The organism is Agrobacterium sp. LMR679 (assembly GCF_027157905.1).
In the GTDB taxonomy this organism is placed as follows: domain Bacteria; phylum Pseudomonadota; class Alphaproteobacteria; order Rhizobiales; family Rhizobiaceae; genus Agrobacterium; species Agrobacterium leguminum.
The window spans coordinates 1,760,772-1,785,801 of sequence record NZ_JAPVOJ010000002.1 but is presented as its reverse complement, the minus strand read 5'-3'; the positions used below and the strand labels follow the sequence as shown (position 1 = coordinate 1,785,801).

Sequence of the window (25,030 nt, the reverse complement as noted above, 5' to 3'; positions counted from 1 at the left end):
CGGTCATTTTCATCGCGCATCGGATCATCCGAGGGCTGCAAGCTCTCGCAGCGCGGCCGCATCACGGGCGGAAACCTCCGGATAGGCCGGATCGGAGCCGACATCGGTGGTGATGCGCCAGGAACGGGCGCATTTTGTGCCTTCCGCCAGCTTCTGCTCGACCACGACCTTCGCCACTTCCGGCAGGCGGAAGCCATCGGCCGGGCCTTCATCGCCCACCACCGAGATGGCCGAAGTGATGCAGATTTCGGCGAAATCCTGCCCCTTCAGCGCCGCCAGAAGATCGGCGTCGGCGATGTGGACGACAGGGGCAGCTTCCAGCGAGGAGCCGATACGCTTTTCACGGCGTTCCACTTCCAGCGCGCCGGTGACGACCGTGCGGACCTTGCGGATTTTTTCCCACTTCGCTTCCAGCGCATCGTTCTTCCATTCCGCCGGGATTTCCGGGAACTGGACGAGATGCACCGATTCCGCATCCGGGTAGCGCGAAAGCCACGCCTCTTCGGTGGTGAAGGGCAGCATGGGCGCGAGCCACGAGACGAGGCAATCGAACAGTTTGGCGATGACCGACAGGGCCGCCCGGCGCTTCAGCGAAGACGGCGCGTCGCAATAAAGCGTGTCCTTGCGGATATCGAAATAGAAGGCCGAAAGCTCGACATTGGCGAAATCCACCAGCGCGCGGGCGATCTTCTTGAACTCGAAGCCGTCATAACCTTCACGCACGACGCCATCCAGTTCGGACAGGCGGTGCAGCACCAGCTTCTCCAGCTCCGGCAGATCGTCATAGGCGATCTCCTCGCCCTCATAATGGGCGAGCGTGCCGAGCATCCAGCGGATGGTGTTACGCAGCTTGCGATAGGCATCGACATTGGTCTGGATGATGGCCTTGCCGAGGCGCTGGTCATCCCAGTAGTCCGTTGTCATGACCCACAGGCGCAGGATATCGGCGCCGGCGTCCTTCATGACTTCCTGTGGCGAGACCACGTTGCCCTTGGACTTGGACATCTTCTCGCCCTTCTCATCCATGGTGAAACCATGGGTGACAACGGCGTTGTAAGGCGCACGGCCACGCGTCGCGCAGCTTTCCAGCAGCGACGAATGGAACCAGCCGCGATGCTGGTCGGAACCTTCGAGATAGACGTCCGCCGGCCACTTCATGTCCGGGCGGTCTTCCAGCGTGAAGGTGTGGGTGCAGCCGCTGTCGAACCAGACGTCGAGAATGTCCATGACCTGCTGCCAACGGGCATGGTCGTGGTCATTGCCGAGGAAACGTTCCTTGGCGCCTTCGGCGAACCAGGCATCCGCACCTTCGGCCTCGAAGGCCTCGATGATGCGGGCGTTGACGGCCTCATCGATCAGGACTTCACCCTTCTCATCGGCGAAGACGGCGATCGGCACGCCCCAGCTGCGCTGGCGCGACAGAACCCAGTCGGGCCGGCCTTCGATCATGGCGCGCAGGCGGTTCTGGCCGGAGGCCGGAACGAAACGCGTCTCATCGATGGCGTTCAGCGAACGCGAACGCAGCGTCGTGCCGTCGCCCAGTTCCTTGTCCATATAGACGAACCATTGCGGCGTGTTGCGGAAGATGACCGGCTTCTTGGAGCGCCAGCTATGCGGATAGCTGTGCTTCAGGCGGCCACGGGCAAACAGGTTGTTTTCCGCGATCAGCGCCTTGATGACGCGGTCGTTGGCATCGCCCTTCTTGCCGTTGTCGTCCATGACGCGGGCAGCGCCGCCTTCGGCAGACGGGCCGAAACCGGGGGCGTCTTCGGTGTAGAAACCGTCATCGCCAACCGGGAACGGGATGGCCGACGAAACGCCGCGCGCTTCCAGCTCACGCTGATGCGCGGTCCAGACATCAAAGTCCTCACGGCCATGGCTCGGCGCGGTGTGCACGAAACCCGTACCGGCATCGTCGGTGACGTGATCGCCTTCGAGAAGCGGAACCGGGAAATCGTAGCCGAGCGACGCCAAAGGATGGGCGCAGGTGATGGCGGCCAGTTCTTCGGTTTTGACATCGCGAACGAGCTTGAAGGTCAGCTTCGCCTTGGCTGCGGCCTCATCGGCGAGCTTCTTGGCGAAGATCAGCTTTTCGCCCGGCTGCGGGCCGAAATCGTTCTGGGTGCTTTCGACTTCGAACAGGCCGTATTCGACCCGCGAAGAAAACGCGATGGCGCGGTTGCCGGGGATGGTCCACGGCGTGGTCGTCCAGATGACGACGGAAGCGCCGGAAAGAACAGGAGCCGCCTGCACAACCGGGAACTTCACCCAGATCATGTCGCTCTCGACATCGGCATATTCGACTTCGGCTTCCGCCAGCGCAGTGCGCTCGACCACCGACCACATGATGGGCTTCGAGCCGCGATAAAGCTGGCCGGTGCGGGCGATCTTCAGGAGTTCGCCGGCGATGCGGGCTTCTGCGTGGAAGTTCATCGTGGTGTAGGGGTTTTCAAAGTCGCCCTCGATGCCGAGGCGTTTGAACTCTTCCGACTGAACCTTGATCCAGCCGGCCGCGAAGTCACGGCATTCCTTGCGGAATTCGTTGACCGGAACCTCGTCCTTGTTCTTGCCCCTGGCGCGATAGGCTTCCTCGATCTTCCATTCGATCGGCAGGCCGTGGCAATCCCAGCCCGGCACGTAATTGGCGTCGTAACCGCGCATCTGGAACGAGCGGGTGATGACGTCTTTCAGGATCTTGTTCAGCGCGTGGCCGATGTGGATATTGCCGTTGGCATAGGGTGGGCCGTCATGCAGCACGAATTTTTCGCGGCCGGCGGCGGAGGCGCGCAGGCGTTTGTAAAGGCCCATCTCCTGCCAGCGCTTCACCGTTTCCGGTTCTTTTTGCGGCAGGCCGGCGCGCATCGGAAAATCCGTCTGCGGCAGATAGAGGGTGGCGGAATAGTCGAGTTTTTCTGCGGTGTCGCTCATAATCGTACCGTTGTTGCGCGCCGTGGCGGTCGCGCCGTCTCAATTCAAAACAGGGCAAATACGGAAAGCGCCATGACAAATGTCATGACAAGCGCCAAAATCCCGGACCTTCCGGCTCGTCAGAGCGGGCGGAAAGCCGGGCCAATAATTCGGCCAATCTGAGTTTTAAACATCAACCGGTATTGGGACATGGCGGATTGTTTATGCGGTTTTCCAGTAAAAAGGAAGAGAAAAGCGACAGCAAACAGGGCCGGAATAAGGGTCTGTCGACCCTTTCAGCTCAAAAGGCGATCTTGGCGTCCAGTTCGCTCAGCGGCCGCACGCCTGACAGCATTGCCCTTGCCTCTTCTTCATCGCGCCTGATCTGGGCGACGAGCGGATCGAGGCCGTCGAATTTTAATTCATCGCGCAGGTGCCCGAAGAAAGAGACCGAACAGACCTCGCCATAAAGATCGCCGGAAAAATCGAAGACGAATGTTTCGAGCAGCGCCGCACCGTTTTCGGTAACGGTCGGGCGGTAACCGAAGCTTGCGACGCCATCGCGGATCGAACCGTCCGGGCGGCGGAACCGCACGGCATAGATGCCCGCCTTCAGTTCCGTTTCCGGCGCCAGCGCCATGTTGGCGGTGGGATAACCCAGCGTGCGACCGAGCTTCTGGCCGCCGATGACTTCGCTTTCCACCGTGAAGCGATAACCGAGCAGGCCTGCGGCGCCCGCCACATCGCCTTCGCACAGAAGCGAGCGGATCCGGCTGGAGGAGACGACATCCGCGCCTTCGTCGCGGAAGGCATCCACCAGCGTCACGTCGAAGCCATGGCGCTTGCCGGCCTCCATCAGAAATGCCGGGCCGCCCTCGCGGCCCTTGCCGAAATGGAAATCGAAGCCGGTGACGACGGCGCTCGCGTGAAGCCAGTCGACCAGAATGGACTGGACGAATTCCTCCGCCGAGCGCTGCGAAAATTCCCGGTCGAAGGGATATTCGATGACGGAGCGGAAACCGATGGCCTCAAGGATGCGCGCCTTCACGGGCGCGGGCGTGAGGCGAAAGACCGGCGTATCGGGACGGAAGACAGAACGGGGATGCGGCTCGAAGGTCAGCACCAGCGCGGGAACGCCACGGGCTTCCGCCAGTTCCAGAGCACGATCCAGCACAGCCCGGTGGCCGCGATGCACGCCGTCGAAATTGCCGATGGCGATGACGCCGCCGCGAAGAGCTTCCGGCAGCGGCTCCTTTTTTTCATTGCGGTGAAAAACGGTCATGGCAATCGATCCATTCCTGCGCCAGCTATTCCTCAGGCAAGACGTCCTCAGGCGAGACGGGGCATCCACCAGCCGGGAGCCGCGCCCTGCCCCTTGAGATAGGCGTTGAGAAGCGCCTCGTCCGTCTGGCCGTTCAGCGTATATTCGGCGGCGTGAATGCCGCCGCTGATATAAAGAAGGTTGAGGCCGCTCGCAATCGCGCCCTTCACATCCGTCGGCATGCCGTCGCCGATGGCGAGCACGCGATCCTTGGCGAAGGCGCCGCGCACCTCCTTGGCCGCCGCAAGGCAGGCTTCATAGATCGGCGCATGCGGCTTGCCGGCAATGCGGACCTCGCCGCCGAGCTGTTCGTAATAGGCGGCCATGGCGCCGGCGCAGGGAATGATGCGCTCGCCGCGCTCCACCACCAGATCGGGATTGGCGCAGATCATCGGCACGTTGCGGGCAATGAAGCCCTTGAGCATTTCGGTATAGTCTTCGGGCGTTTCCGTCTCGTCGTCGAAGAAGCCGGTGCAGACCACGGATTCCGTTTCCGCCTCGCCGACACATTCGACATCGAGACCTTCCAGCAGCGGCATGTCCCGTTCCGGGCCGAGCAGGAAGACCTTTTTCGGACCTTCCGCGATCAGGCCGCGGGTGACGTCGCCGGACGTGATGATACGGTCATAGGCCTCATCCGGCACGCCGAGAACGCGAAGCTGGGCGATGACGCCGGGAGCGGGGCGCGGCGAATTGGTGATCAGCACCACCGTCTTGCCGGCGTTGCGCGCTTCCCGCAGGGCAACCGCCGCATCCGGAAAGGCGCTGACGCCATTGTGCAGCACGCCCCAGACATCCGAAAGAATAACGTCGAACCCAGCCGTAATTTCGCCGAGAGTGAGAATGCGATGGGCCATGAGATGCTTTCCGGATGCGAGAAGAGGGTGAGCGTCACATCGCAAAGCGGGACGCCGATGGCAAGGAAAAAAGCGCTGCCAGACCGGTCTTTGGCCCGCCTGACGCAGCATGAACACAAATGCCCCTTAGATGCGATGCGGCCGCAACGCGCGAAAAGAACGACGTCGCCGCGCCTGTCCGCGCATGGGAAATTTCTGTCATGGAACGCTGATAACCATAAGCCATGAAATTTTTCAGACAGGGCGTTCTTGACTCAGGAAGAAGCCCTCCTTATCTCGGTTCCGCTGGCACTCAAACAAGAAGAGTGCTAACACCCATCACGCGAGCCTGCGAAGGTTCATGAAGTCATTTGATCGAGGGATTAGGCAATGACAAGCACCAATTTCCGCCCGCTTCACGATCGCGTCGTCGTTCGTCGCGTTGAATCCGAAGCCAAGACCAAGGGCGGCATCATCATTCCCGATACCGCCAAGGAAAAGCCGCAGGAAGGCGAAATCGTCGCCGTCGGTTCCGGCGCACGCGATGAGTCCGGCAAGGTCGTCGCTCTCGACGTCAAGGCTGGTGACCGCGTTCTGTTCGGCAAGTGGTCGGGCACCGAAGTCAAGCTCAACGGCGAAGACCTTCTGATCATGAAGGAAGCCGACATCATGGGCATCATCGGCTGATTTCGGCCAACCCATCCTTTCCTTAAATTTCAAGCCGGACCCGTTCCGGCCATTCGAAACCAGGAGTTTTGAACATGGCAGCCAAAGAAGTAAAATTCGGCCGCACAGCACGCGAAAAGATGCTCAAGGGCGTCGACGTTCTTGCTGATGCAGTGAAGGTAACCCTCGGCCCGAAGGGTCGTAACGTCGTTATCGACAAGTCCTTCGGCGCTCCGCGCATCACCAAGGACGGCGTTTCCGTCGCCAAGGAAATCGAACTGGAAGACAAGTTCGAGAACATGGGCGCACAGCTCGTTCGCGAAGTTGCCTCCAAGACCAACGACATCGCCGGTGACGGCACCACCACCGCGACCGTTCTGGCCCAGGCCATCGTTCGCGAAGGTTCCAAGGCGGTTGCTGCCGGCATGAACCCGATGGACCTGAAGCGCGGTATCGATCTGGCCGTTGCTGAAGTCGTCAAGGACCTTCAGGCCAAGGCCAAGAAGATCAACACGTCTGAAGAAGTTGCGCAGGTCGGCACGATCTCCGCAAACGGCGAGCGTCAGATCGGTCTCGACATTGCTGAAGCAATGCAGAAGGTCGGCAACGAAGGCGTCATCACCGTTGAAGAAGCCAAGACCGCTGAAACCGAACTCGAAGTCGTCGAAGGCATGCAGTTCGACCGCGGCTACCTGTCGCCCTACTTCGTGACCAACCCGGAAAAGATGGTTGCGGACCTCGAAGACGCATACATCCTCCTGCACGAAAAGAAGCTCTCGAACCTCCAGGCCATGCTGCCGGTTCTCGAAGCTGTCGTTCAGACCGGCAAGCCGCTCGTCATCATCGCTGAAGACGTCGAAGGCGAAGCTCTTGCAACGCTCGTCGTCAACAAGCTGCGTGGCGGCCTCAAGATCGCTGCCGTCAAGGCTCCGGGCTTCGGCGACCGCCGCAAGGCCATGCTGGAAGACATCGCCATCCTGACCGGTGGTACCGTCATTTCCGAAGACCTCGGCATCAAGCTCGAAAACGTTACCCTCGACATGCTCGGCAAGTCGAAGAAGGTTTCGATCTCCAAGGAAAACACCACGATCGTTGACGGCGCCGGCCAGAAGTCCGACATCGAAGGCCGTGTTGCCCAGATCAAGGCCCAGATCGAAGAAACCACCTCCGACTACGACCGCGAAAAGCTGCAGGAACGTCTTGCCAAGCTCGCTGGCGGCGTTGCCGTTATCCGCGTCGGCGGTTCGACGGAAGTCGAAGTGAAGGAAAAGAAGGACCGCATCGACGACGCTCTCAACGCGACGCGCGCTGCCGTTCAGGAAGGCATCGTACCGGGCGGCGGCGTTGCCCTGCTGCGTTCGTCCACGAAGATCACCGCAAAGGGTGAAAACGACGACCAGGAAGCCGGTATCAACATCATCCGCCGCGCCCTGCAGGCTCTGGTTCGCCAGATCGCAGACAACGCAGGTGACGAAGCTTCCATCGTTGTCGGCAAGATCCTCGAGAAGAACGAAGACAACTACGGCTACAACGCCCAGACCGGCGAATATGGCGACCTGATCCAGCTCGGCATCGTCGACCCGGTCAAGGTTGTTCGTACGGCTCTGCAGAACGCAGCTTCGGTTGCTTCGCTGCTGATCACCACCGAAGCCATGATCGCCGAGCTTCCGAAGAAGGACGCTCCGATGCCGGCAATGCCGGGCGGCGGCATGGGCGGCATGGACTTCTAATCAGTCCTGTCACCGGAATAAGGAAAGGGCGGTCTTCGGACCGCCCTTTTTCTTTGCCGCCCATGCGTGATTGACGGAAGGCGGCGCATCTTATCGGCCTCGTCCTTGGGATAGGCCCACTGCTGTCCGGTTTAAATTTCTCGAAGAAGTCAGGTGTCATTGGTTCTATTATTTCGGGCATGCCGTGCCGAAGCCAATCATGCCGACGTCATCCTCGGGCTTGTCCCGAGGATCTGCAACCGATTGATTTTATTCGACGTGATTAGATCCTCGGCACAGGGCCGAGGTTGACGTCGAGGGAATGTTGACCCTCCATTACGTTTAAAAAGGCTGCCGCCCGTCCGGAATTTAAATCGGACGGCAGTGGGACAGGCCCAAGGATGACGTCAGCGCTCTCGCGAGAGATGCTTCATGAAATCAACAGGTTGCACAATTCTGAAGGCCGAAAGCGGAAGGGTTCGTGTATTGTCCCGTTTTGGAACAGGCATGATTTTATCCGGCTATTTTTTGCGGCCCTATGCAATAATGGGGCACGTTCAAGAGCGAATCACCACCCAATACGGGGCCGGCTTCCACTCAGACCGGCTTATAAGTGCGCTATCTAGTTGTGCTTTTTCGCAAGTCTCGCGATTTTGAAGAAGAAATACATAATATTTTTGATTTTCTCACTGGCTGGTTGTTGTAGGTAGGGGAAAATAAACTATAAGTCACCCCCCGTAAGGGTTCCGCGACGGGGCGGCCAGCATCGAAGGGGTTTCGATGCCTGGCAAACACGTTCGACTGCGGGTGGCGGTAAAGGTTCAACCTGGCAGTGGCGCTTGAAGTGGCGGCGCTGGCACGTGTTCATGCGGGGGCGCGATTTGTTTGAAATATCAAGACGCAACGATGCTCTGCCTGCGGCGCTGACGACCACGCCCGATCCCCGGACCCTGTCGCATTTCTTCATGTCGGAGGAGTGGAGCAGCGATCTTTCCAGTGGCGTCATCCGGCTCGGCGAACACGCGTCGTTCATGCATGGCCTGCCGCCGGGCGAGTGCGGGTTGCTCAGCCTTGTCCGCTGTTACGACCGCGCTGACCACGCCCGCGTTCTGGAACTTTTCGAGCAGGTCTCCACTGCACCCTCACGTTTCTGTTTTTCAACCGGCCTCTCCATCTTGCCGGCGATGCGCCAGCCGGTCATCTGCATGGGTGAATCTTCCGGCTTCGAAGACGGGCAGCAAGGGCGCATATCAGGGCTTTTCCTGTTTCCGCGCCTTGAGGATATTCGCTTCGCCGCCTGAACATAGCCAACGGACCCAGGATGTTCGTTCACCATATGAAGACAATTCGTCTCCTATTGTTCATCTTTCGGCGCGAATGATTTTCGGTCATTGATATCTTCAGACATTGCAGTTCAACCGGCGACACGCCGATTATTTACCGGAGATATCCATGTCCAGCAGCCAGAACGTTCTCGTTCTCATCGCCCGTATTCTGCTTTCTTTCATCTTCATCACGTCGGGCTTCAGCAAGCTCGTCGATCCGGCCGGTACGGCCGGCATGATCACGGGCGCCGGCCTGCCCGCCGCAACCGCGCTTGCCTATATCGCAGGCCTGTTCGAACTCGTTGCCGGTCTTGCCATTCTCGCTGGTTTCCAGACCAAAATCGCTGCCTGGGCGCTTGCCGTCTTCTGCGTCTTCACCGGTCTGGTTTTCCACAGCGGTACCGTTGCCGTTCCCGGCTGGCCTGAGCCGGCTCTTGGCTGGATCAACACACTGAACGGCATCATGATGGTGAAGAACATCACCCTTGCCGGCGCTTACATCCTGCTTGCCGCCTTCGGCCCCGGCGCCTATTCCGTCGACGCTAAGCGCGGCACGGCTGTGGCCCACGCCTGAGCCAGACAGATCGACCAATAAAAAAGCCGCCGGATCGCTCCGGCGGCTTTTTGTTTACGTCGTCAGACCGCAGCCCTGATGCGCGAGGCGATTTCCTGAACCGCCGCGTCGCCGTCATGCTCCGGCTTGCGAGCGCGCACAAAGCAGGCTTCCGAACGGACAATGATGCCATCGGAGAGGATTTTCAGGTGGTTGGCCTTCAGCGTCGAGCCGGTTGAGGTGATATCGACGATGATATCCGCCTGCCCTGCGGCCGGCGCACCCTCGGTCGCGCCAAGGCTTTCGACGATACGATAAAGCTGAATGCCGTGCTGGCGCGAAAAGAACTGCTGCGTCAGCCGCCAATATTTGGTGGCGATGGCGAGCCTGCGGCCATGACGGGCGCGGAATTCCGAAGCGACATCGCCAAGATCGGCCATGCTGTCCACATCCAGCCAGATTTCCGGCACCGCGACCACGACGTCGGCATGGCCGAAACCGAGGCGGGCGCAGAATTCAACCTGCGCATCGGCATTGGTCAGTCCCTCGCGCACAAGGTCCTCACCCGTCACGCCGAAATCCACTGTGCCGGCGCCGATCTCGCGGGCGATCTCGGAAGCCGACAGATAGGCGATTTCGATATCGTCGCGTCCTTCGATGCGGCCGCGATAGGAGCGGTCATTGCCGACAGCCGCGACTTTCAGCCCGGCGCGTTCCAGAACGGCGGAGGCATCTTCCTTCATCCGGCCCTTGGAGGGCAATGCGATGGTGATCATGGCCTGTTGCTCCCGCGCACCGCTTCGATGCGATCCAGCCAGAGCGAAAAGCCCACGGCCGGGATTTTTTCCTGTGCGCCGAGCAGGGTCAGCAGCCGGTCGAAACGGCCGCCGCCGGCCAGAACGCTGTCTCCACCCGCTTCCACCACCTCGAAGACAAGGCCGGTATAATAATCGAGCGGACGACCGAAGGCCGCGCCATAGGTGACGGTTTCGAGATCGACACCGGCATTGGCAAGCGCTGCGACGCGTTTATCGAAGGCCGAAAGTGCGCCGTCCAGTTTCAGCTTCGCCTTTGCGGCAAAATCGGCAAGAACCTGCGAGGCCTGCGGCAGGGGCGCCTTCAGGGCCAGGAACTGCTTGAGCAGCGCGAAGCTTTCATCCGGCAGGCGCGTGGCGGCAAGCGCCAGTTTTTCCCGCAGGCGGCGGGCGATTTCCTGCGGCGAGCGGCTAGCATTGGTGGAATAGCCGGTCTCCTGCATCACCGTATCGAGATAATCGACCAGCACTGTCTCGTCGCCCGTCGCCAGCAGGCCAGCGACGCGGGCATCCAGCCCGGTCATCGGCTTGGGATGCACAAGGCTTTCCAGCAGCGCGTCGAGCTGCGCCATATCGCCGAAGGCCTGCACCAGCCGCTTCTGCCAGCCAAGCGGCAGGCCAAGGGCGGCAACCACCGCCTCGAACACCTGCTGGTCGCCCAGCGTGACGGCAAGCGCCCGGCCCGGCAGCAGGCGCTGCAGAATGCCGGTGGCGTCAATGACGGCACGAGCATCGGCGGCGGCGATATCGGTATCGCCGAGATCCTCGATGCCGGCCTGATAAAACTCGTTGGCACCCTCGCGGCGCTGGCGGAAGACTTCGCCGAGATAGGAATAACGCTTCGGCGTGCCGGTCGCCGTCTCGATATGGCGCAGGCAGACCGGGATGGTGAATTCGGGGCGCAGGCACAGGCTCTCACCCGTTTCGCTCTCCGTCATGAAGATACGGCGGCGCAAATCCTCGCCAGCCATATCCAGAAACGGTTCGGCGGGCTGGATGACCGGCGTGTTCACACGGCTCGTGCGGCGCGCGGCGAATTCTTCCAGTAGCTCTCCGGAAAATTCCGGCATGTCGATCAGGGGCATGGAGCGGTACTTTTCGTCACGGTTCGAGCGGCTGCATCATTTCGATGCGGTTTCCGAAGGGATCATGGACATAAAACCGGTGATACCCTTCCAGCGGCTCATCCTCAACCACATGGCAGCCTGCTGTTTCAAGTGTTTTTCGCAAGGTTGCCATATCATCGACCAGAAAGGCCGGATGGGCTTTCTTCGCCGGGCGAAAATCCTGCTCGACGCCGAGATGCAGTTTTATCGAACCCCGGCTGAACCAGCACCCGCCGCGCGCGGCCAGATTGGCGGGTTTTGCCTGCTCCGCAAAGCCGAGCAGGCCGCCATAGAAAGCGCGCGCCTCATCTTCGCGGCCAGCCGGCATCGCCAGTTGAACATGGCCGAGCGCAAGGATCGCCATGGCTTCAGCGCCCTTCGGCGGCGCGGCGAACGTCCTCTGCCTGATGCTCCAGAATCTCGCGAACCTTCGCCACCAGATCGGCCTCCGGTACGCTGACCTGCGCCACACGCGCCTCGCGCCAGCTGGCATTGTCCTCGATCTCGCCGGAAAGGCGCTTGCCTTCGATCAGATCCTTGATCTGCACCACACCTTCGGCACGCTCATCACCGCCCTGGATGATGGCGATGGGGGAGCCGAGACGGTCGGCATATTTCAGCTGGTTGCCGAATTTCTTCCAGTTGCCCTGGTACATCTCAGCGCGGATGCCCTCGGCGCGCAGCGCCTGCGTGAAGCGCTGGTAACGGCCCATGCTTTCCACATCGCCGTCCATGACGGTGATCAGAACCGGTGCAAGCGGCTTGACCTGACCGAGCTTGCCGAGGTTCTTCAAAGCCGTCATCAGGCGCGAAACGCCGATGGAGAAGCCCGTGGCCGGAACCGGCTGGCCCATGAAGCGCGAAACGAGGCCGTCATAACGGCCGCCGCCGCCGACAGAGCCGAATACGACTTTTTCGCCCTTTTCATTGGTGACGTCGAAGCTCAGCTCGGCTTCATAGACCGGGCCGGTGTAATATTCGAGGCCGCGAACGACCGAGGGGTCGATCTTGATGCGCGTCGCATCGTAACCGGCACTGGTGACCAGAGCGCCGATGATGTTCAGTTCCTCAACGCCTTCCTCGCCTTTCGAGGTGCCCGCGACCAGTTTGGCCAGATCGTCGGCGCTTGCCGCATAATCCTTGATGCCGACGAAAAACAGCACCTTTTCGATCTGCTCCTCGCCAAGACCAGCACCCTTGGTGAAATCGCCGGATTCATCCTTGCGGCCGGGGCCGAGCAGCAGCTTCACGCCTTCAGGACCGAACTTGTCGAGCTTGTCGATGGCGCGCAGCACGTTGAGACGACGGCCGGCATTGTCCTCGCCGCCGAGACCGATGGCTTCCATGACGCCGTCGAGCACCTTGCGGTTGTTGACGCGAATGACATAGTCGCCGCGCTGAATTCCGAGCGCTTCCAGCGTATCGGCCATCATCATGCACATTTCGGCATCTGCCTGCACGCCGGCGGCGCCCACGGTATCGGCATCGAACTGCATGAACTGCCGGAAGCGGCCGGGGCCGGGCTTTTCATTGCGGAACACGTAACCGGCGCGATAGGTACGGTAGGGCAGCTGGATTTCGTTGAAATTTTCCGCGACATGACGGGCGAGCGGCGCGGTCAGATCGTAGCGCAGGCTCACCCACTGGTCGTCATCGTCCTGCAGCGAAAACACGCCTTCGTTCGGCCGGTCGCTATCCGGCAGAAACTTGCCGAGCGCATCGGTATATTCGAACAGCGGGGTTTCCACCGGATCGAAGCCATAAAGCTCATAGACCCTGCGGATCTTCTCGATCATCTCATTGGTGGCATGAATATCGGCAACCGAGCGATCCACGAAGCCGCGCGGCAGGCGGGCTTTCAGTTTCTGAGGCTTTTTTGCTTTTTCGCTCATGGGGCCGATCCGATATTTTCCTGAAATCAAGCCGGTGTATTAGAGGATGAAGCCCGGTGCGGCAAGCCGCAAAGGCTCCGGTTTTACTGGCCGCTGCGGCCAAGCGGGCTATATGGGATACATGTATCCCAATTCGGATCGGGAAGGACGCGACCCATGAGCAAACAGACGGCCATACGCCTGCCTGATGAAACCTATGAGCGGCTGAAAGCGCTGTCCGAGCGCACCGGCCGCACATCCGCTTATTACATCCGCGAGGCGATCGAGAAACATATCGAGGATATGGAGGATCTCTATCTTGCTGAAGAGGCAACGCGGCGCATTCAGCGTGGAGAATCGAAGGTTGTAAGCGCCGAGGAGTTCTGGCGTGATCTGGACAATTGAATATCACACGCTTGTCCAGAAAGAGATGCGCAAGATAAATCCGGAAACGCGCCGGCGTATCCGTAGCTTTCTCCATGAACGACTGGCGGCACTGGATGATCCACGGCAGACCGGCGCCGCCCTGCAAGGCTCCGAGCTCGGAAATTTCTGGCGCTACCGGGTGGGCGATTACCGCATCATCTGCGATATACAGGATCACAAGCTCGTCGTGCTGGTGGTCGAAATCGGCCATCGCCGTGAAATCTACCGATAGGCATTCATGATCCTCGAAGCCCTGCAATATGCCGCCACGCGCGCGGTCACGCCGAAAGAATTCCGGCCGCATATCCGCTATTCCGTCAACCTGTGGGCGCGCGCCAACCGCTGCGCCAAAGCCTGGGCGGAGCATGAAAACAACAGCCGGCAATTCGTTCTGCAATCGGCGAGAAAGCTGAAGCAGCGGCGAACGGCCGTCGTACTGGGGTCTGGCCTGTTGCGCGATGTGCCCTATGATGCGCTGGTGGCGATGTTCGATACCGTCGTGCTGGTCGATCTGGTGCATCTTGCCAGCGTGCAGGTGAAGCTGCGCCTCAATGCCAAAAAGAATGTCCGCATCGCCAACCGCGATCTTTCCGGCTTTGACGATGTTCTCGCCGGCCGGCCGGCGGAACCGCTCGATTTCCTGCGGCGGGTGCCCTATCTCGATCTCGTGGTATCGGCCAATCTCCTGTCACAGATCGGCACCGGCGCACGCTACCGGCTGGAGCGGGAAAAGATCGCAGATACCCCGGACGACCTTCTGCCGAAGCTCATTCACACCCATCTGGAAGCGCTGGCTGGCCTGCCCTGCAAGGCCTGCCTGATAACGGACACCTCCTTCGACATCATCGGCAAGGACGGCAACCTGCACCAGCACGAAGACCTGCTGCATGGCATCGAGCTTCCTGCCCCCGCCGCCGCATGGGAATGGCCGCTTGCCCCGTTTGGCGAGGAAAGCAGGGATTACCGCATCGTGCATCACGTCATCGCGCGTGAACTGACCTGATCGTCATGCTTATTCCATAATTGCGGCGGTAAATTCACACCATGTCCCAGGTGGTCCGCACATTGATGTTCCTTGCCTGCCTGTTATACGGCGCAATGCCGGCGCAGATGGCGATGAGCATGCCGACGGCTACGGGCATGGCAGCTTCCTCACAGTCGCCGATGAAACATGACGATGCCCATTCGCATAGAGCCGCTGATCGCGATGACGGGTCTAAAGCGCATGCGGAGAATGGGGCTCATGGAGCCGGCACGGGCGGTTGCTGCCCGCATGGTGGCGATGCCGCACATCCCGGCTCCTGCGCTGCCTGCCTGATCGTGGTTCCCCGAACGATCTTCGCCGATAGCGGCCGGGTGGCATTCGCCTATCCCAAGCCGCAACGCGGCATCGTCTTTGACGGCAAGGCCTTCGCGCCGCCGCTGCCGCCTCCCCGCGCCTGACCCCAGATTTTTTCAGACCCATCTTCGAAAAATCCGCCAGACACAGGAAGGATAATCCATGTCTATCAAGACCATCACTCTCGCCGCTGCTTTCGCAACCGTCTTCGCCGTGCCGCTTTTCGCACAGGAAGCGGGCGGCCATGCCGGACACGATATGTCAAAAGGCACCATGAGCGACAGCGCTTCCACCAAGGCGTTCATGGAAGCCAGCAAGAAAATGCATGGCGATATGGCCATCGATTATAGCGGCGATGCCGATGTCGATTTCGTGCGCGGCATGATCCCGCACCATCAGGGCGCAATCGATATGGCCAGGGTCCAGCTCGAATACGGCAAGGACCCGGAAATCCGCAAGCTGGCCGAAGAGGTCATCAAGGCGCAGGAAGGCGAGATCGCCATGATGAAGGCCTGGCTGAAGTCCAAGGGCAAGTGATTGATGCAATTGTCAAACGGGGAGCGCCGGCTGGCGCTCCCCCCCACAAGGTTACAACCCCGCGAGACCGGCCTTATAGTCCTCCGAAGCCGCACGGCTAAGGCGCTCCAGTTCCATGGCCGCCCGGCTGGTATGGCGTTCCTTGTGGCGCAGCAAAGCGAAGTTTCGGGCAGGCAGATCGATGCCGGCTCGGACAAGCAATCCCTGCCGCAGAAACAGCGAGGCGACGGAGGCGGAAACCGCCGTGGCCGCGCCGCCGGAGCGCGCCGCCATCACCACCGCCTCGTTGGAGGGCAGTTCGAGCATGACGGAAAGCTCGCCCGGGTCCACCCCCATCTGCCGCACCGCCGCCTCGAAGGCGGAGCGGGTGCCGGAACCCTGTTCACGCAGAACCCATGAAGTGCCGTAGAGCATATCGAGCGCAGTGAGATAACGGCCATCGGCGAAAGGATGGGCCGAACCGGTGACGACCAGCAGCTTGTCGGAGACGACGGGCTGCACCATCAAGGCCGGCTCGTCGATCCTGCCTTCGATGAAACCGACCTCCGCCAGACCGTCGAGCACGGCCTGGGTCACCGTTTTCGTATTGCCGATATCGAGCCGCACGGTCACGCCCGGATAAAGTTTTTTGAACTGCATCAGGATCGGCGGCAGCCAGTAGCTTGCAATCGTCTGGCTGGCGCAAACGGTGATTTCGCCGCGCGTCAGCCCGCCCATTTCGGAGAGAATCAATTCCGCATTACGCACACGCGCCAGCGTCGCCTTCGCTTCGCCCAGAAATACCCGGCCGCTTTCGGTAAGTTCAATGTTGCGGCCGACGCGATGGAACAGCTCGACATTATAAAAGGCCTCGAGATTCTTGATGGCGGAACTGACGGCGGAGGCGGTCAGGCCGATGGCTTCGGCGGCCCTCGTGAGGTGCTCGCGTTCGGCTACGGCGATGAAGATGCGAAGCTGTTCGAAGGTCATGGCTTTTCATTCGATTTTATCGAATAATATATGCCATATTATTTGATAGAATAAAACAGGCGGCTACGGCATTGTCTGGCCATGGCACACCATCGCACCCTTACCCATCCCTTTCAGTTTTCGCTCCGCTGGCTTACCCCGCTTCTGCCGGGCATTCTCATCTGCGCGGCCGTCAGCTGCGCCGCCATTCTGGCGGAGCGCTTTCAGGTGCGGCTTGCAGGCCACGCATGGCTCGGCGATCTCGTGCTCGCCATTCTGATCGGTACGCTGCTGCGTTCGGTGGTATCGCTGCCCGCCGTCGCCTCGGCCGGCATCAAATTCAGCGCCAAGACCCTGCTCGAAATCGCGGTGGCGCTTCTTGGTGCATCTCTGAGCCTTTCCATCCTCAAGGGCGCCGGCGGTTTGCTGATCGGCGGCATTGCGCTGATCGTCGCGCTGTCGCTGGTCGTCAGCTATGCCGCCGGGCGGATGCTCGGTCTGCCGCCCAAGCTTGCGACGCTGATCGCCTGCGGCAATTCCATCTGCGGCAACTCCGCCATCGCCGCCGCCGCGCCCGCCATCGGCGCCAAGCCGGAAGATGTCGCCGCCTCGATTGCGTTTACCGCCGTTCTCGGCGTCGCGGCCGTGCTGCTGATGCCGTTTCTGCCGCAGCTTCTGGGTCTCGACGCCACCCAATATGGTATTTTCGCCGGCCTGACGGTTTATGCCGTGCCGCAGGTTCTGGCCGCAACCGCCCCGCTCGGTGCGATTGCCGTGCAGACCGGCACCATCGTCAAGCTCATCCGCGTGCTGATGCTGGGGCCGGTCATCGCCGCCCTCTCCGTCATCCATGGCCAGTCCGGCACGGAACGCCTGAGATTGCAGCAGATGGTTCCGTGGTTCATCATCGCCTTCGTGCTGATGATCATGGCCCGGTCCTTCGGCCTCATTCCCGAGGTTCTGATCGGCCCTGTCGCCTCGCTTTCCAATATCCTCACCATCATGTCGATGGCGGCGCTGGGCCTTTCGGTCGATATTCGCAGCCTTCGCCATGCCGGCGGCAAGGTCATCGTCGCCGCCAGCCTGTCGCTCGTGCTGCTTGGTGTTCTGAGTTTCGGCCTGATTGTGCTGACCCAGGCGGCCTAAGCAAAGGGTGGGCTGTTATGTCCCGGTGCTGACCGTCAGCGTGTAATGCGCGCCGAGACCGCGGCGTGGCGATCCCAGGATGAGCGTCGGGCGGATCAGCCACTCCGTATCCGCCTTCGGCGTCAGGGTTGCGACCTTGCCTTCGGAATCGCTGAAGAAGATCGCGTCCTCATCCGGCGTTGAAAAATCGAAGACCGCCATCAGCACGAATTCGCTGGAGGCGGCAAGCTCGATCTTCACCGTCTGCCCGGCCTTTACCTTCAGGCGATAGACATCGCCGCGCCCGCGCCGCGTCCAGCCGTCAAGCTTCAGCGGCCCCGCCGGCGGCAGCGCCACTTCCTTCAGCCTTTCGCCGTCATCGAGCCAGATACCGTCGACATTGCGGCCTTCCGCGAAGGAGGCATGCGGCACGGCGGTGACAGTCATGGTGAGAGCCAGAAGAAGGGAGGTTATCTTCATGGACGTACAAACTCCCGCCGCTTGGCCTCTATCGGCTGGCGGCAATGACAGCCTTCGATATGGTCGTTGACCATACCCATGGCCTGCATGAATGCATAGACGGTCGTCGGGCCGACGAAACTCCAGCCCCGCTTCTTCAGGTCCTTGGAAAGACGGATGGAGGCGGCGCTGGTGGGGTTGGCCCTTAACGTCGCATAGTCCAGCCTTTGCGGCCTTTCTGCGGCGGCCGGTTCGAAACCCCAGAAATAACGGGCGAGCGAACCGAATTCATCGCGCAGCTCCATGGCGCGGCGGGCATTGTTGATGGTCGAGACGATTTTGCCGCGATGGCGGATGATGCCCTTGTCGGCAAGGCAGCGCTCAATATCGGCCTCACCGAATTCCGCCACTTTTTCGAATTCGAAATTGGCGAAGGCAAGACGGAACGCCTCGCGCTTGCGCAGAACCGTCAGCCAGGAAAGGCCGGACTGGAAACCTTCCAGACAGATCTTCTCGAAAAGGCGGCGATCATCGGTGACGGGATAACCCCATTCCTCGTCGTGATATCGGCTGTAATCCGCAAGCCCCTGCTGCCAGAAACACCGCACAAGGCCATCCGCGCCCGTTTCAAGTCCCGCTTCACTCATTCCGCAACCACCCTTCTCCGCTCCCGCCCGTGACCGGTTCAGACCGCGCACTTACCACTCATTCACCACGTTTCAAAACCGGGTGCTAACCTTAAATCCAGCTTTTCCTAATCAAGCGCTTTTTAATGAACAGCCATTTACGATTCGCTGGCGTCGAGGTGCGAACGTGTCCGGCAAAGCGGGCGAACAGTCCCGCAAATCCATAGTTGCGACATCCCGCAGAGAGAGTCCACCCGATGACGATGAAGTCCGTTTTTCTGGCGCTGAGCCTCGTTTCCACCTTTACCGCCCCGGCCGCCATGGCCAATGAGCGTTATCGCGAGCGCCCGCCCGTCGTCGTCAGCCCGGATCTTTCCGCCCCCTGGGTCACCCAGCTCGGCGGTCGCGGCAATGTGCGGCCCGTGGTTTATCCGCGCGCGCCTGCCGCACGCCAGCCGTTCTTCCAGCAGCGCCAGGCCGCGATGCCGCAGCGCCCCAGCTCCGGCGTCACATCGCAGCGCCCGGCACGGGTGCAGAATGCCGCCGTCCGCCCCAATGCGCCGGTGCGCACCCAGATCGCGCCGCAATTCCTGCCGCAGATCGTCACCTACCCGACCAATGAAAACCCCGGCACCATCGTCATCGATACGCCGAACCGTTTCCTTTATCTCGTTCTCGCGGATGGCAAGGCCCGGCGGTATGGCGTCGGCGTCGGCAAGCCCGGTTTCGAATGGGCCGGCACCCACAAGGTGACCCGCAAGGCGGAATGGCCGAGCTGGACCCCGCCGAAGGAAATGATCAGCCGCGAGGCGAGGAAGGGACACTACCTGCCGGCCTTCATGGAAGGCGGCCCGGCCAATCCGATGGGCGCGCGCGCCATGTATCTCGGCTCGACGCTTTATCGCATCCACGGCACCAACCAGCCGTGGACGATCGGCAGCAACAATTCCTCCGGCTGCATCCGCATGCGCAACGAGGATGTCACCGATCTTTACGAGCGCGTCAACGTCGGAACCAAGGTCATTGTGATATGACAGCAACGGTTCAGCCTTTCCGGCCGCTTCAGGGCCGGTGTGGCGGCGTATCCGCTTGAATTGCCGCCTTGCGGCGGTACAATCCGGCTCAATTCAATGGAATGAAACTTGGCGGGGGACGCCAGGAGCCGAACCTCTCTCAGGGGGATGATGGAACGGCCTTAAAACGGGTGGTCAATCGGCCGCCCGTTTTTCGTTTCTGTCATTCAAATGTTATCAAAAAACGCTTTGGTGAATTACTGATATCAATCTGGATTCACTTCATGCCGCGCCATACTTTATTTGTTTGCGCCCTGCTGTTCAGCGGCGTTTCCTTCTCTGCCGCAATCGCGGGCGAATTTGAAATTTCCGGTTATGGCGGCTGGCAAAGCGCGCCGCACAGCGATGTGAAGGTTTCCGACGGGCCGGATTTCCGGGCCGGATGGGAAGGCAAGTCGTTTTCCAACCCGCCTTACTGGGGCGTGCGCGGCACCTACTGGTTCGATGAGGGCCAGCTGCGGAATTTCGGTATTTCGCTCGATTTCACCCATGACAAGGTCTATGCCGACGACCAGACGCTTGCCCGCTCGGGCTGGTCGCATTTCGAATTCACCGACGGCCTGAACCTGCTGACGCTCAACGCGCTCTACCGTTTTCCGCTGGAATCGCTGCCGATCACCCCTTACGTGGGCGCCGGCGTCGGCATCAACGTGCCGCATGTGGAAGTATATCGCCCGTCAGGCAGGACCTTCGAATACCAGTTCGGCGGCGCAACCCTGCAGGCGCAGGCCGGCCTCAGCTACCGCATCACCGACAATTGGTCGACCTTCGTGGAATATAAGGGCACCTATTCCTTCGTCGACGTCGATATCGACAATGGCGGCTCGTTGAAGACCGATATCATCACCAATGCGGTGAATTTCGGTGTGGCTTATAAGTTCTAAAAGATATGGCCCAGAGCGTGCCGCGTGGACGACGCTCTCTTTCTTCGTCATTCCGGCCATGAGCCGGAATCCAGTCAGCCCAAGTCATTGGGCTGGAAAGACTCTTCTCGTCGCGCCGACGCGCGCCGGCTGGATGCCGGGTCAAGCCCGGCATGACGGATGCCGAAAGTGCGTGCGCGAAAGCTGCCTCGGGTACTGCGCAGTCGAAAGTACCACGGGACGTTTCTAAACCGAAAGCCTCGCCGGTTTCGGCCCGCCATAGGCCCAGTCCAGCAGCTCCACCGTGTGCAGGATCGGCATATCCGTGGCGGTTCCGATCTGCGTGATGCAGCCGATATTTCCGGTGGCGATGACATCCGCCCGGGTGGCCTCGATATTCTTCACCTTGCGCGCCTTGAGCATGGCGGAAATCTCCGGCTGCAGGATGTTGTAGGTTCCGGCCGAGCCGCAGCAGAGATGCCCTTCCGCCGGATCGCGAACGGTAAAACCCGCCGCCTTCAGGAGTTGTTTCGGCGCAAGCGTGATCTTCTGGCCATGCTGCATGGAGCAGGCCGAATGATAGGCGACCGTGAGACCCTGATTTTGCCCTTGCGGCAGATTGAGGGTGGCGAGATATTCGGTGATGTCCTTTGCGAGCGCCGAGACCCGCGCGGCTTTTTCGGCATAGGCCGGATCGAGCCGCAGCATGTGGCCGTAATCCTTGATGGTGGTGCCGCAGCCGGAAGCGGTGATGATGATGGCGTCGAGACCGCCGCTCTCCATCTCACGCGTCCAGACATCGACATTGCGCCTTGCCGAGGCGAGCGCCTCTTCCTCCCGGCCCATATGATGCACCAGCGAACCGCAGCAGCCCTCCCCCTTCGGCACCACGACCTCGATGCCGAGCCGTGCCAGCAGGCGCAACGTCGCCTCGTTGATACCGGGATCGAGCACCGGCTGGGCGCAGCCGGTGAGGATGGCGACGCGCCCACGCTTCTCGCCTTCGGCCGGCCGCTCTCCCGGACGGGTTGACGCGGAGGCCGCGGGCACGGCGGCGGGAGCGAGAGCGAGCATGGATTGCAGCGGCTTCAGCGCCGGAACTTTGGCAAGCAGGCCGGAGAAAGGCCGCGCCAGCCGGGCCAGATGCAGGGCCAGCCGGAAACGGGCTGGATGAGGCAGGACGGCAACCAGAAGATTGCGGATCAGCCTATCCATGAAGGGGCGCTTGTATGTCTGTTCGATATGGGCGCGGGCATGATCCACCAGATGCATGTAATCCACGCCGGAGGGACAGGTGGTGGTGCAGGCAAGGCAGGAAAGACAGCGGTCGATATGGGTGACGACTTCGCGGTCGGCCGGGCGGCTGTTTTCCAGCATGTCCTTGATGAGGTAGATGCGGCCGCGCGGGCTGTCCAGCTCGTTGCCGAGCGTGACATAGGTGGGACAGGTGGCCGTGCAGAAACCGCAATGCACACATTTGCGCAGGATTTTTTCGGATTCCGCCACATGCGGATCGGCCAGCTGTTCGGGCGTGAAGGATGTTTGCATGGTTCAGACGGCCCTTTCCATCGTCACGGCCATCTTGCCGGGATTGAAGATGCCCGCCGGATCGAGCTTTTCCCTGATGCGCGACGACAGGATGGCTTCCGCCGCCGGGCGGGGTTCGAAGGCAGCGACCGTGGCGCGCGCCGCATCGCTCGCCCTCACCAACGTTGCGTGGCCGCCGCCGAGCGCCCGGATCGCGCCGCGCAGCAAATCCGCCTCGGGGTCCGCCTCCATCTGCATCCAGACAAGGCCGCCCTGCCAGTCGTAAAAGGCGTCGATGCCCGCTTCCATGCGCAGCGCCGCGACAAGCTGATGACCCACCGAAGGCGCGACCGATACTTTCCACAAGGGCTTCGCCGCCTGTCCGGCATAGGGCGCGACATCCCGCACCTGACGCCACAAAAGCCCGCTCTCCTCGCCCTCCAGCAGCGCCCACGGCCCGACCCGATCCATGACGGAAAGGAGTTTGGCCGTGCGCGCCTCCACCGAGGCGGAAAGCCCTTCCAGCCGCAGGATGGTCGCCGGGCCATCCGGCAATCCGCCATCGATGAAACGGGAACGAACGCTTTCCGGCAGATGCGCCGCGCCGGAAACCTCCACGCTCATCGCCATTGCCGCCGCCATGATGCGCGTCGCCGCTTCATCGTCGAGACCGGAAACGACCACGGTTTTTTCCGCAGGCGGTTTCGGCAGGACACGGAAGGTGACTTCGGTGAGGAAACCGAGTGTGCCGAACGATCCGGCGAGGAACTTCGACAGATCGAGCCCGGTGACATTCTTCATCACCCGGCCGCCGGCCTTGATGACCTCACCGCTGCCGTTGACGAAACGTATGCCGAGCAGGCTGTCGCGGGCCGCACCGGCCACATAACGGCGGGGGCCGGAAACATTGGCGGCGAAGACGCCGCCGATGGTCGGTTCACCTTCGGTGCCCATGATCGGGCGGTGATCCATCGGCTCGAAGGCCATCATCTGGCGGTTTTCAGCGAGAGCCGCTTCGACGGTGGCGAGCGGGGTTCCGGCCTTGACGGTCATGACCATTTCGGCGGGCAGGTAGGAGACAATGCCGTTCATCGCGCGGGAGGAGAGTGCTTCATCTGCTGCGACAGCATTGCCGAAACCGGAGCGGGTGTTGCCGCCGATGATTTTCAGCGCGCTTTTACGCGCGGCGTGATCGCGGATGATGTCGGCGACCTGGGTTTCTGCGTAGGGGGTCAGCATGGGGCGGCGGGCTCCGGGCATGGGATAGCGACGTTTGCGCGAGGGATACCCCCCTCTGCCCTGCCGGGCATCTCCCCCTCAAGGGGGAGATCGGCAAGAGGCTGGCACATCGTTTCAATTGCACCGTTCGAGAATTGAGCGGGAGGTCGCCGCGAGTCGATCTCCCCCTTGAGGGGGAGATGCCCGGGAGGGCAGAGGGGGTAAGCCACACCCACCATCGTCACAAAATTCACACCCATCATCCCCTCCCTCCAGCGGAAACACCTTCGAAGGGTTCATCAGCCAGCCCTCATCGAAAGCCGCCCGCACCGCCATCTGCTGGGCAAGATCGGCCTCACCATACTGGTGGCGCATCAGATCGCGTTTTTCGATGCCCACACCATGTTCGCCGGTCAAACAGCCGCCGGCATCGACGCAGAGCTTCAATATTTCATTGCCTGCCTCTTCCGCGCGGGCCGCATCCTCCGGATCATTGGCGTTGAACAGGATGAGCGGATGCATGTTGCCATCGCCGGCATGGAAGACATTGGCGACGCGAAGGCCGAGGCGGTCGGTGATTTCGCTCGTCTTTTTCAACACGTAGGAAAGCTGGGAGAGCGGCACGGTGCCGTCCATGCAGATGTAATCCGCGATGCGGCCGGTTGCGCCGAAGGCGGATTTGCGGCCTTTCCAGATCGCCGCCGCTTCCATGGCCGACTGGCATTCCTTCACCGTCTTCACGCCATGTTTTCGGGCAATCGCCACGATGTCGGCCAGCATGGCGTCCATTTCCGCCTCGGAGCCTTCGACCTCGACGATCAGCAGCGCGCCGACATCCAGCGGATAACCCGCCTTGGCGAAGGCCTCGCAGATTTCGATGGCCGGCTTGTCCATGAATTCGATGGCGACCGGGATGATACCCGCGCCGATGATATCGGCCACGCAGGAGCCAGCCTCCTCCGACGTCTCGAAGCCGAACAGTACCGGTCGCGCACCTTCCGGCCTGGCGATCAGCCGCACTGTCGCTTCCGTCACGATACCGAGCTGGCCTTCCGAGCCGCAGACGAGGGCGAGCAGATCGTAGCCGGCAGCATCGAGGTGCTTGCCGCCCAGTTCCAGCACCGTGCCATCCACCAGCACCATTTTCACACCGAGCAGATTATTGGTGGTGACGCCGTATTTCAGGCAATGCGCGCCGCCGGAATTCATGCCGATATTGCCGCCGATGGTGCAGGCAAGCTGCGAGCTGGGGTCCGGCGCATAGAAGAAACCTTCCGCGCCGGCCGCATCGGAAATGGAAAGATTGGTGACGCCCGCCTGCACCCGCGCCGTACGGTTATAAAAATCCAGTTCGAGGATCGAGGCCATCTTGGAAAGGCCGATCACCACCGCATCCTCCTGCGGGATCGCGCCGCCGGAGAGCGAGGTGCCAGCCCCGCGCGGCACGACGGGAATGCCGTAGTGGTGGCAATATTTCATTACCGCCGCCACCTCTTCCGTCGTTTTCGGCAACGCCACGGCCAGCGGCAGGCGGCGATAGGAGACGAAGGCGTCGGTTTCAAAAGGCACAAGTTCGCGCGGTTCGTGCACAAGACAGTCCGCCGGCAGAATATCCTTGAGGTCCGCTATGATGCGGGCGCGGCCGGCGACGACTTTCGCGCGCGGCTCCAGAAACTTGATCGGCTGCGTCACCGCGCCTCCTCCCTGCCATTTTCCCAACTGGTATTCTTTCTTTACCACTTTGAAACGGCGCAATCAAATGTTATGGATTTTTTCCATT

24 protein-coding genes and 1 pseudogene are annotated in these 25,030 nt (G+C 61.1%); 12 read left to right on the top strand and 13 right to left on the bottom strand.

Features of this window, described 5'->3' with window-relative positions; translation table 11 throughout:
* Nucleotides 1–24: 24 nt before the first annotated feature.
* The 3 genes from ileS to O3W47_RS19300 form a co-directional block, all read right to left on the bottom strand.
* Nucleotides 25–2,928, bottom strand: a complete 2,904-nt coding sequence (gene ileS, locus O3W47_RS19310) for an isoleucine--tRNA ligase (RefSeq protein WP_269314395.1) — start codon at nucleotides 2,926–2,928, stop codon at nucleotides 25–27.
* 280 nt (nucleotides 2,929–3,208) lie between these two features.
* Entirely contained in the window at nucleotides 3,209–4,189 is a 981-nt protein-coding gene (locus tag O3W47_RS19305; RefSeq protein ID WP_269314394.1) for a bifunctional riboflavin kinase/FAD synthetase, read from the bottom strand.
* A 47-nt stretch (nucleotides 4,190–4,236) separates the two neighbouring features.
* Nucleotides 4,237–5,085, bottom strand: coding sequence for a TIGR01459 family HAD-type hydrolase (locus O3W47_RS19300; RefSeq protein WP_080817642.1), 849 nt, complete (start codon nucleotides 5,083–5,085; stop codon nucleotides 4,237–4,239).
* Nucleotides 5,086–5,454: 369 nt separating this feature from the next.
* On the opposite strand from O3W47_RS19300, the gene groES reads away from it, so the two are divergent.
* The 4 genes from groES (at nucleotide 5,455) to O3W47_RS19280 (ending at nucleotide 9,338) form a co-directional block, all read left to right on the top strand.
* A complete protein-coding gene (gene groES, locus O3W47_RS19295; RefSeq protein ID WP_003522946.1) occupies nucleotides 5,455–5,751 on the top strand; it encodes a co-chaperone GroES in 297 nt (98 codons plus the stop codon).
* A 74-nt stretch (nucleotides 5,752–5,825) separates the two neighbouring features.
* Nucleotides 5,826–7,460, top strand: a complete 1,635-nt coding sequence (groL, locus tag O3W47_RS19290; RefSeq protein ID WP_063947704.1) for a chaperonin GroEL — start codon at nucleotides 5,826–5,828, stop codon at nucleotides 7,458–7,460.
* Between the two features lie 845 nt (nucleotides 7,461–8,305).
* The gene (locus O3W47_RS19285) at nucleotides 8,306–8,740 is read left to right on the top strand and encodes a hypothetical protein (RefSeq protein ID WP_080817653.1); all 435 of its coding nucleotides are present in this window, start codon (nucleotides 8,306–8,308) and stop codon (nucleotides 8,738–8,740) included.
* A gap of 151 nt (nucleotides 8,741–8,891) precedes the next feature.
* Nucleotides 8,892–9,338: a DoxX family protein gene (locus O3W47_RS19280; RefSeq protein ID WP_127756301.1), complete on the top strand. Its 447-nt coding sequence runs from the start codon at nucleotides 8,892–8,894 to the stop codon at nucleotides 9,336–9,338.
* Between the two features lie 62 nt (nucleotides 9,339–9,400).
* Here the strand turns inward: O3W47_RS19280 and hisG are convergent, their stop codons facing one another.
* The 4 genes from hisG to hisS are packed head-to-tail and all read right to left on the bottom strand — an operon-like array spanning nucleotide 9,401 to nucleotide 13,130.
* Nucleotides 9,401–10,093, bottom strand: coding sequence for an ATP phosphoribosyltransferase (hisG, locus tag O3W47_RS19275; RefSeq protein ID WP_065654370.1), 693 nt, complete (start codon nucleotides 10,091–10,093; stop codon nucleotides 9,401–9,403).
* Entirely contained in the window at nucleotides 10,090–11,217 is a 1,128-nt protein-coding gene (locus O3W47_RS19270) for an ATP phosphoribosyltransferase regulatory subunit (RefSeq protein ID WP_137452312.1), read from the bottom strand. Before O3W47_RS19270 ends, hisG begins: the two co-directional genes overlap by 4 nt.
* 16 nt (nucleotides 11,218–11,233) lie before the next feature.
* Nucleotides 11,234–11,602 carry a VOC family protein gene (locus O3W47_RS19265; protein ID WP_269314393.1) on the bottom strand — a complete coding sequence of 123 codons (369 nt, stop codon included), beginning with the start codon at nucleotides 11,600–11,602 and terminating at the stop codon, nucleotides 11,234–11,236.
* Between the two features lie 4 nt (nucleotides 11,603–11,606).
* Nucleotides 11,607–13,130: a histidine--tRNA ligase gene (hisS, locus tag O3W47_RS19260; protein WP_269314392.1), complete on the bottom strand. Its 1,524-nt coding sequence runs from the start codon at nucleotides 13,128–13,130 to the stop codon at nucleotides 11,607–11,609.
* A gap of 156 nt (nucleotides 13,131–13,286) precedes the next feature.
* Here hisS and relB point away from each other — a divergent pair, with 156 nt between their 5' ends.
* The 5 genes from relB to copM all read left to right on the top strand — a co-directional run bounded on the left by relB (nucleotide 13,287) and on the right by copM (nucleotide 15,411).
* Nucleotides 13,287–13,514: a type II toxin-antitoxin system RelB family antitoxin gene (gene relB, locus O3W47_RS19255; RefSeq protein ID WP_013635548.1), complete on the top strand. Its 228-nt coding sequence runs from the start codon at nucleotides 13,287–13,289 to the stop codon at nucleotides 13,512–13,514.
* On the top strand, nucleotides 13,498–13,767 hold the full coding sequence (locus O3W47_RS19250) for a type II toxin-antitoxin system RelE family toxin (RefSeq protein WP_111781272.1): 270 nt from the start codon (nucleotides 13,498–13,500) through the stop codon (nucleotides 13,765–13,767). The genes relB and O3W47_RS19250 overlap by 17 nt, the downstream gene beginning before the upstream one ends.
* Before the next feature lie 6 nt (nucleotides 13,768–13,773).
* Nucleotides 13,774–14,538, top strand: a complete 765-nt coding sequence (locus tag O3W47_RS19245; protein WP_127756307.1) for a hypothetical protein — start codon at nucleotides 13,774–13,776, stop codon at nucleotides 14,536–14,538.
* 137 nt (nucleotides 14,539–14,675) lie between these two features.
* Entirely contained in the window at nucleotides 14,676–14,978 is a 303-nt protein-coding gene (locus tag O3W47_RS19240) for a hypothetical protein (protein ID WP_233284723.1), read from the top strand.
* Nucleotides 14,979–15,036: 58 nt separating this feature from the next.
* Nucleotides 15,037–15,411 carry a CopM family metallochaperone gene (gene copM, locus O3W47_RS19235; RefSeq protein WP_127756309.1) on the top strand — a complete coding sequence of 125 codons (375 nt, stop codon included), beginning with the start codon at nucleotides 15,037–15,039 and terminating at the stop codon, nucleotides 15,409–15,411.
* 51 nt (nucleotides 15,412–15,462) lie between these two features.
* Here copM and O3W47_RS19230 read toward each other — a convergent pair whose 3' ends face one another.
* A complete protein-coding gene (locus tag O3W47_RS19230; RefSeq protein ID WP_020812649.1) occupies nucleotides 15,463–16,380 on the bottom strand; it encodes a LysR substrate-binding domain-containing protein in 918 nt (305 codons plus the stop codon).
* 81 nt (nucleotides 16,381–16,461) lie between these two features.
* Between O3W47_RS19230 and O3W47_RS19225 the strand changes: the two genes are divergently transcribed.
* A complete protein-coding gene (locus O3W47_RS19225) occupies nucleotides 16,462–17,505 on the top strand; it encodes a YeiH family protein (protein ID WP_137452318.1) in 1,044 nt (347 codons plus the stop codon).
* A 15-nt stretch (nucleotides 17,506–17,520) separates the two neighbouring features.
* Here the strand turns inward: O3W47_RS19225 and O3W47_RS19220 are convergent, their stop codons facing one another.
* The gene (locus O3W47_RS19220) at nucleotides 17,521–17,964 is read right to left on the bottom strand and encodes a hypothetical protein (protein ID WP_137452319.1); all 444 of its coding nucleotides are present in this window, start codon (nucleotides 17,962–17,964) and stop codon (nucleotides 17,521–17,523) included.
* Nucleotides 17,961–18,590, bottom strand: coding sequence for a DNA-3-methyladenine glycosylase I (locus O3W47_RS19215; protein WP_137452320.1), 630 nt, complete (start codon nucleotides 18,588–18,590; stop codon nucleotides 17,961–17,963). Before O3W47_RS19215 ends, O3W47_RS19220 begins: the two co-directional genes overlap by 4 nt.
* 236 nt (nucleotides 18,591–18,826) lie before the next feature.
* Between O3W47_RS19215 and O3W47_RS19210 the strand changes: the two genes are divergently transcribed.
* Both O3W47_RS19210 and O3W47_RS19205 read left to right on the top strand, forming a co-directional pair.
* A complete protein-coding gene (locus tag O3W47_RS19210; RefSeq protein WP_262534847.1) occupies nucleotides 18,827–19,603 on the top strand; it encodes a L,D-transpeptidase in 777 nt (258 codons plus the stop codon).
* A 263-nt stretch (nucleotides 19,604–19,866) separates the two neighbouring features.
* Entirely contained in the window at nucleotides 19,867–20,526 is a 660-nt protein-coding gene (locus O3W47_RS19205) for an outer membrane beta-barrel protein (RefSeq protein WP_269314391.1), read from the top strand.
* 225 nt (nucleotides 20,527–20,751) lie between these two features.
* On the opposite strand, the gene glcF is transcribed toward O3W47_RS19205, so the two are convergent.
* From glcF to O3W47_RS19190, 3 genes and pseudogenes are all read right to left on the bottom strand, one after another.
* On the bottom strand, nucleotides 20,752–22,053 hold the full coding sequence (glcF, locus tag O3W47_RS19200) for a glycolate oxidase subunit GlcF (RefSeq protein WP_269314390.1): 1,302 nt from the start codon (nucleotides 22,051–22,053) through the stop codon (nucleotides 20,752–20,754).
* Between the two features lie 3 nt (nucleotides 22,054–22,056).
* Complete coding sequence (gene glcE, locus O3W47_RS19195) at nucleotides 22,057–23,271, bottom strand: glycolate oxidase subunit GlcE (protein ID WP_269314389.1); 1,215 nt, start codon at nucleotides 23,269–23,271, stop codon at nucleotides 22,057–22,059.
* A gap of 246 nt (nucleotides 23,272–23,517) precedes the next feature.
* A pseudogene (locus O3W47_RS19190) lies at nucleotides 23,518–24,942 on the bottom strand (FAD-binding oxidoreductase); the annotation flags it as partial.
* Between the last annotated feature and the right edge of the window lie 88 nt (nucleotides 24,943–25,030).

Excerpts from the sequence above, each read along its gene's own strand:
- ileS (WP_269314395.1), bottom strand. The coding sequence starts at position 2,928 with ATGAGCGACACCGCAGAAAAACTCGACTATTCCGCCACCCTCTATCTG.
- O3W47_RS19305 (WP_269314394.1), bottom strand. The coding sequence starts at position 4,189 with ATGACCGTTTTTCACCGCAATGAAAAAAAGGAGCCGCTGCCGGAAGCT.
- O3W47_RS19300 (WP_080817642.1), bottom strand. The coding sequence starts at position 5,085 with ATGGCCCATCGCATTCTCACTCTCGGCGAAATTACGGCTGGGTTCGAC.
- groES (WP_003522946.1), top strand. The coding sequence starts at position 5,455 with ATGACAAGCACCAATTTCCGCCCGCTTCACGATCGCGTCGTCGTTCGT.
- groL (WP_063947704.1), top strand. The coding sequence starts at position 5,826 with ATGGCAGCCAAAGAAGTAAAATTCGGCCGCACAGCACGCGAAAAGATG.
- O3W47_RS19285 (WP_080817653.1), top strand. The coding sequence starts at position 8,306 with ATGCGGGGGCGCGATTTGTTTGAAATATCAAGACGCAACGATGCTCTG.
- O3W47_RS19280 (WP_127756301.1), top strand. The coding sequence starts at position 8,892 with ATGTCCAGCAGCCAGAACGTTCTCGTTCTCATCGCCCGTATTCTGCTT.
- hisG (WP_065654370.1), bottom strand. The coding sequence starts at position 10,093 with ATGATCACCATCGCATTGCCCTCCAAGGGCCGGATGAAGGAAGATGCC.
- O3W47_RS19270 (WP_137452312.1), bottom strand. The coding sequence starts at position 11,217 with ATGCCCCTGATCGACATGCCGGAATTTTCCGGAGAGCTACTGGAAGAA.
- O3W47_RS19265 (WP_269314393.1), bottom strand. The coding sequence starts at position 11,602 with ATGGCGATCCTTGCGCTCGGCCATGTTCAACTGGCGATGCCGGCTGGC.
- hisS (WP_269314392.1), bottom strand. The coding sequence starts at position 13,130 with ATGAGCGAAAAAGCAAAAAAGCCTCAGAAACTGAAAGCCCGCCTGCCG.
- relB (WP_013635548.1), top strand. The coding sequence starts at position 13,287 with ATGAGCAAACAGACGGCCATACGCCTGCCTGATGAAACCTATGAGCGG.
- O3W47_RS19245 (WP_127756307.1), top strand. The coding sequence starts at position 13,774 with ATGATCCTCGAAGCCCTGCAATATGCCGCCACGCGCGCGGTCACGCCG.
- O3W47_RS19240 (WP_233284723.1), top strand. The coding sequence starts at position 14,676 with ATGGCAGCTTCCTCACAGTCGCCGATGAAACATGACGATGCCCATTCG.
- copM (WP_127756309.1), top strand. The coding sequence starts at position 15,037 with ATGTCTATCAAGACCATCACTCTCGCCGCTGCTTTCGCAACCGTCTTC.
- O3W47_RS19230 (WP_020812649.1), bottom strand. The coding sequence starts at position 16,380 with ATGACCTTCGAACAGCTTCGCATCTTCATCGCCGTAGCCGAACGCGAG.
- O3W47_RS19225 (WP_137452318.1), top strand. The coding sequence starts at position 16,462 with ATGGCACACCATCGCACCCTTACCCATCCCTTTCAGTTTTCGCTCCGC.
- O3W47_RS19220 (WP_137452319.1), bottom strand. The coding sequence starts at position 17,964 with ATGAAGATAACCTCCCTTCTTCTGGCTCTCACCATGACTGTCACCGCC.
- O3W47_RS19215 (WP_137452320.1), bottom strand. The coding sequence starts at position 18,590 with ATGAGTGAAGCGGGACTTGAAACGGGCGCGGATGGCCTTGTGCGGTGT.
- O3W47_RS19210 (WP_262534847.1), top strand. The coding sequence starts at position 18,827 with ATGACGATGAAGTCCGTTTTTCTGGCGCTGAGCCTCGTTTCCACCTTT.
- O3W47_RS19205 (WP_269314391.1), top strand. The coding sequence starts at position 19,867 with ATGCCGCGCCATACTTTATTTGTTTGCGCCCTGCTGTTCAGCGGCGTT.
- glcF (WP_269314390.1), bottom strand. The coding sequence starts at position 22,053 with ATGCAAACATCCTTCACGCCCGAACAGCTGGCCGATCCGCATGTGGCG.
- glcE (WP_269314389.1), bottom strand. The coding sequence starts at position 23,271 with ATGCTGACCCCCTACGCAGAAACCCAGGTCGCCGACATCATCCGCGAT.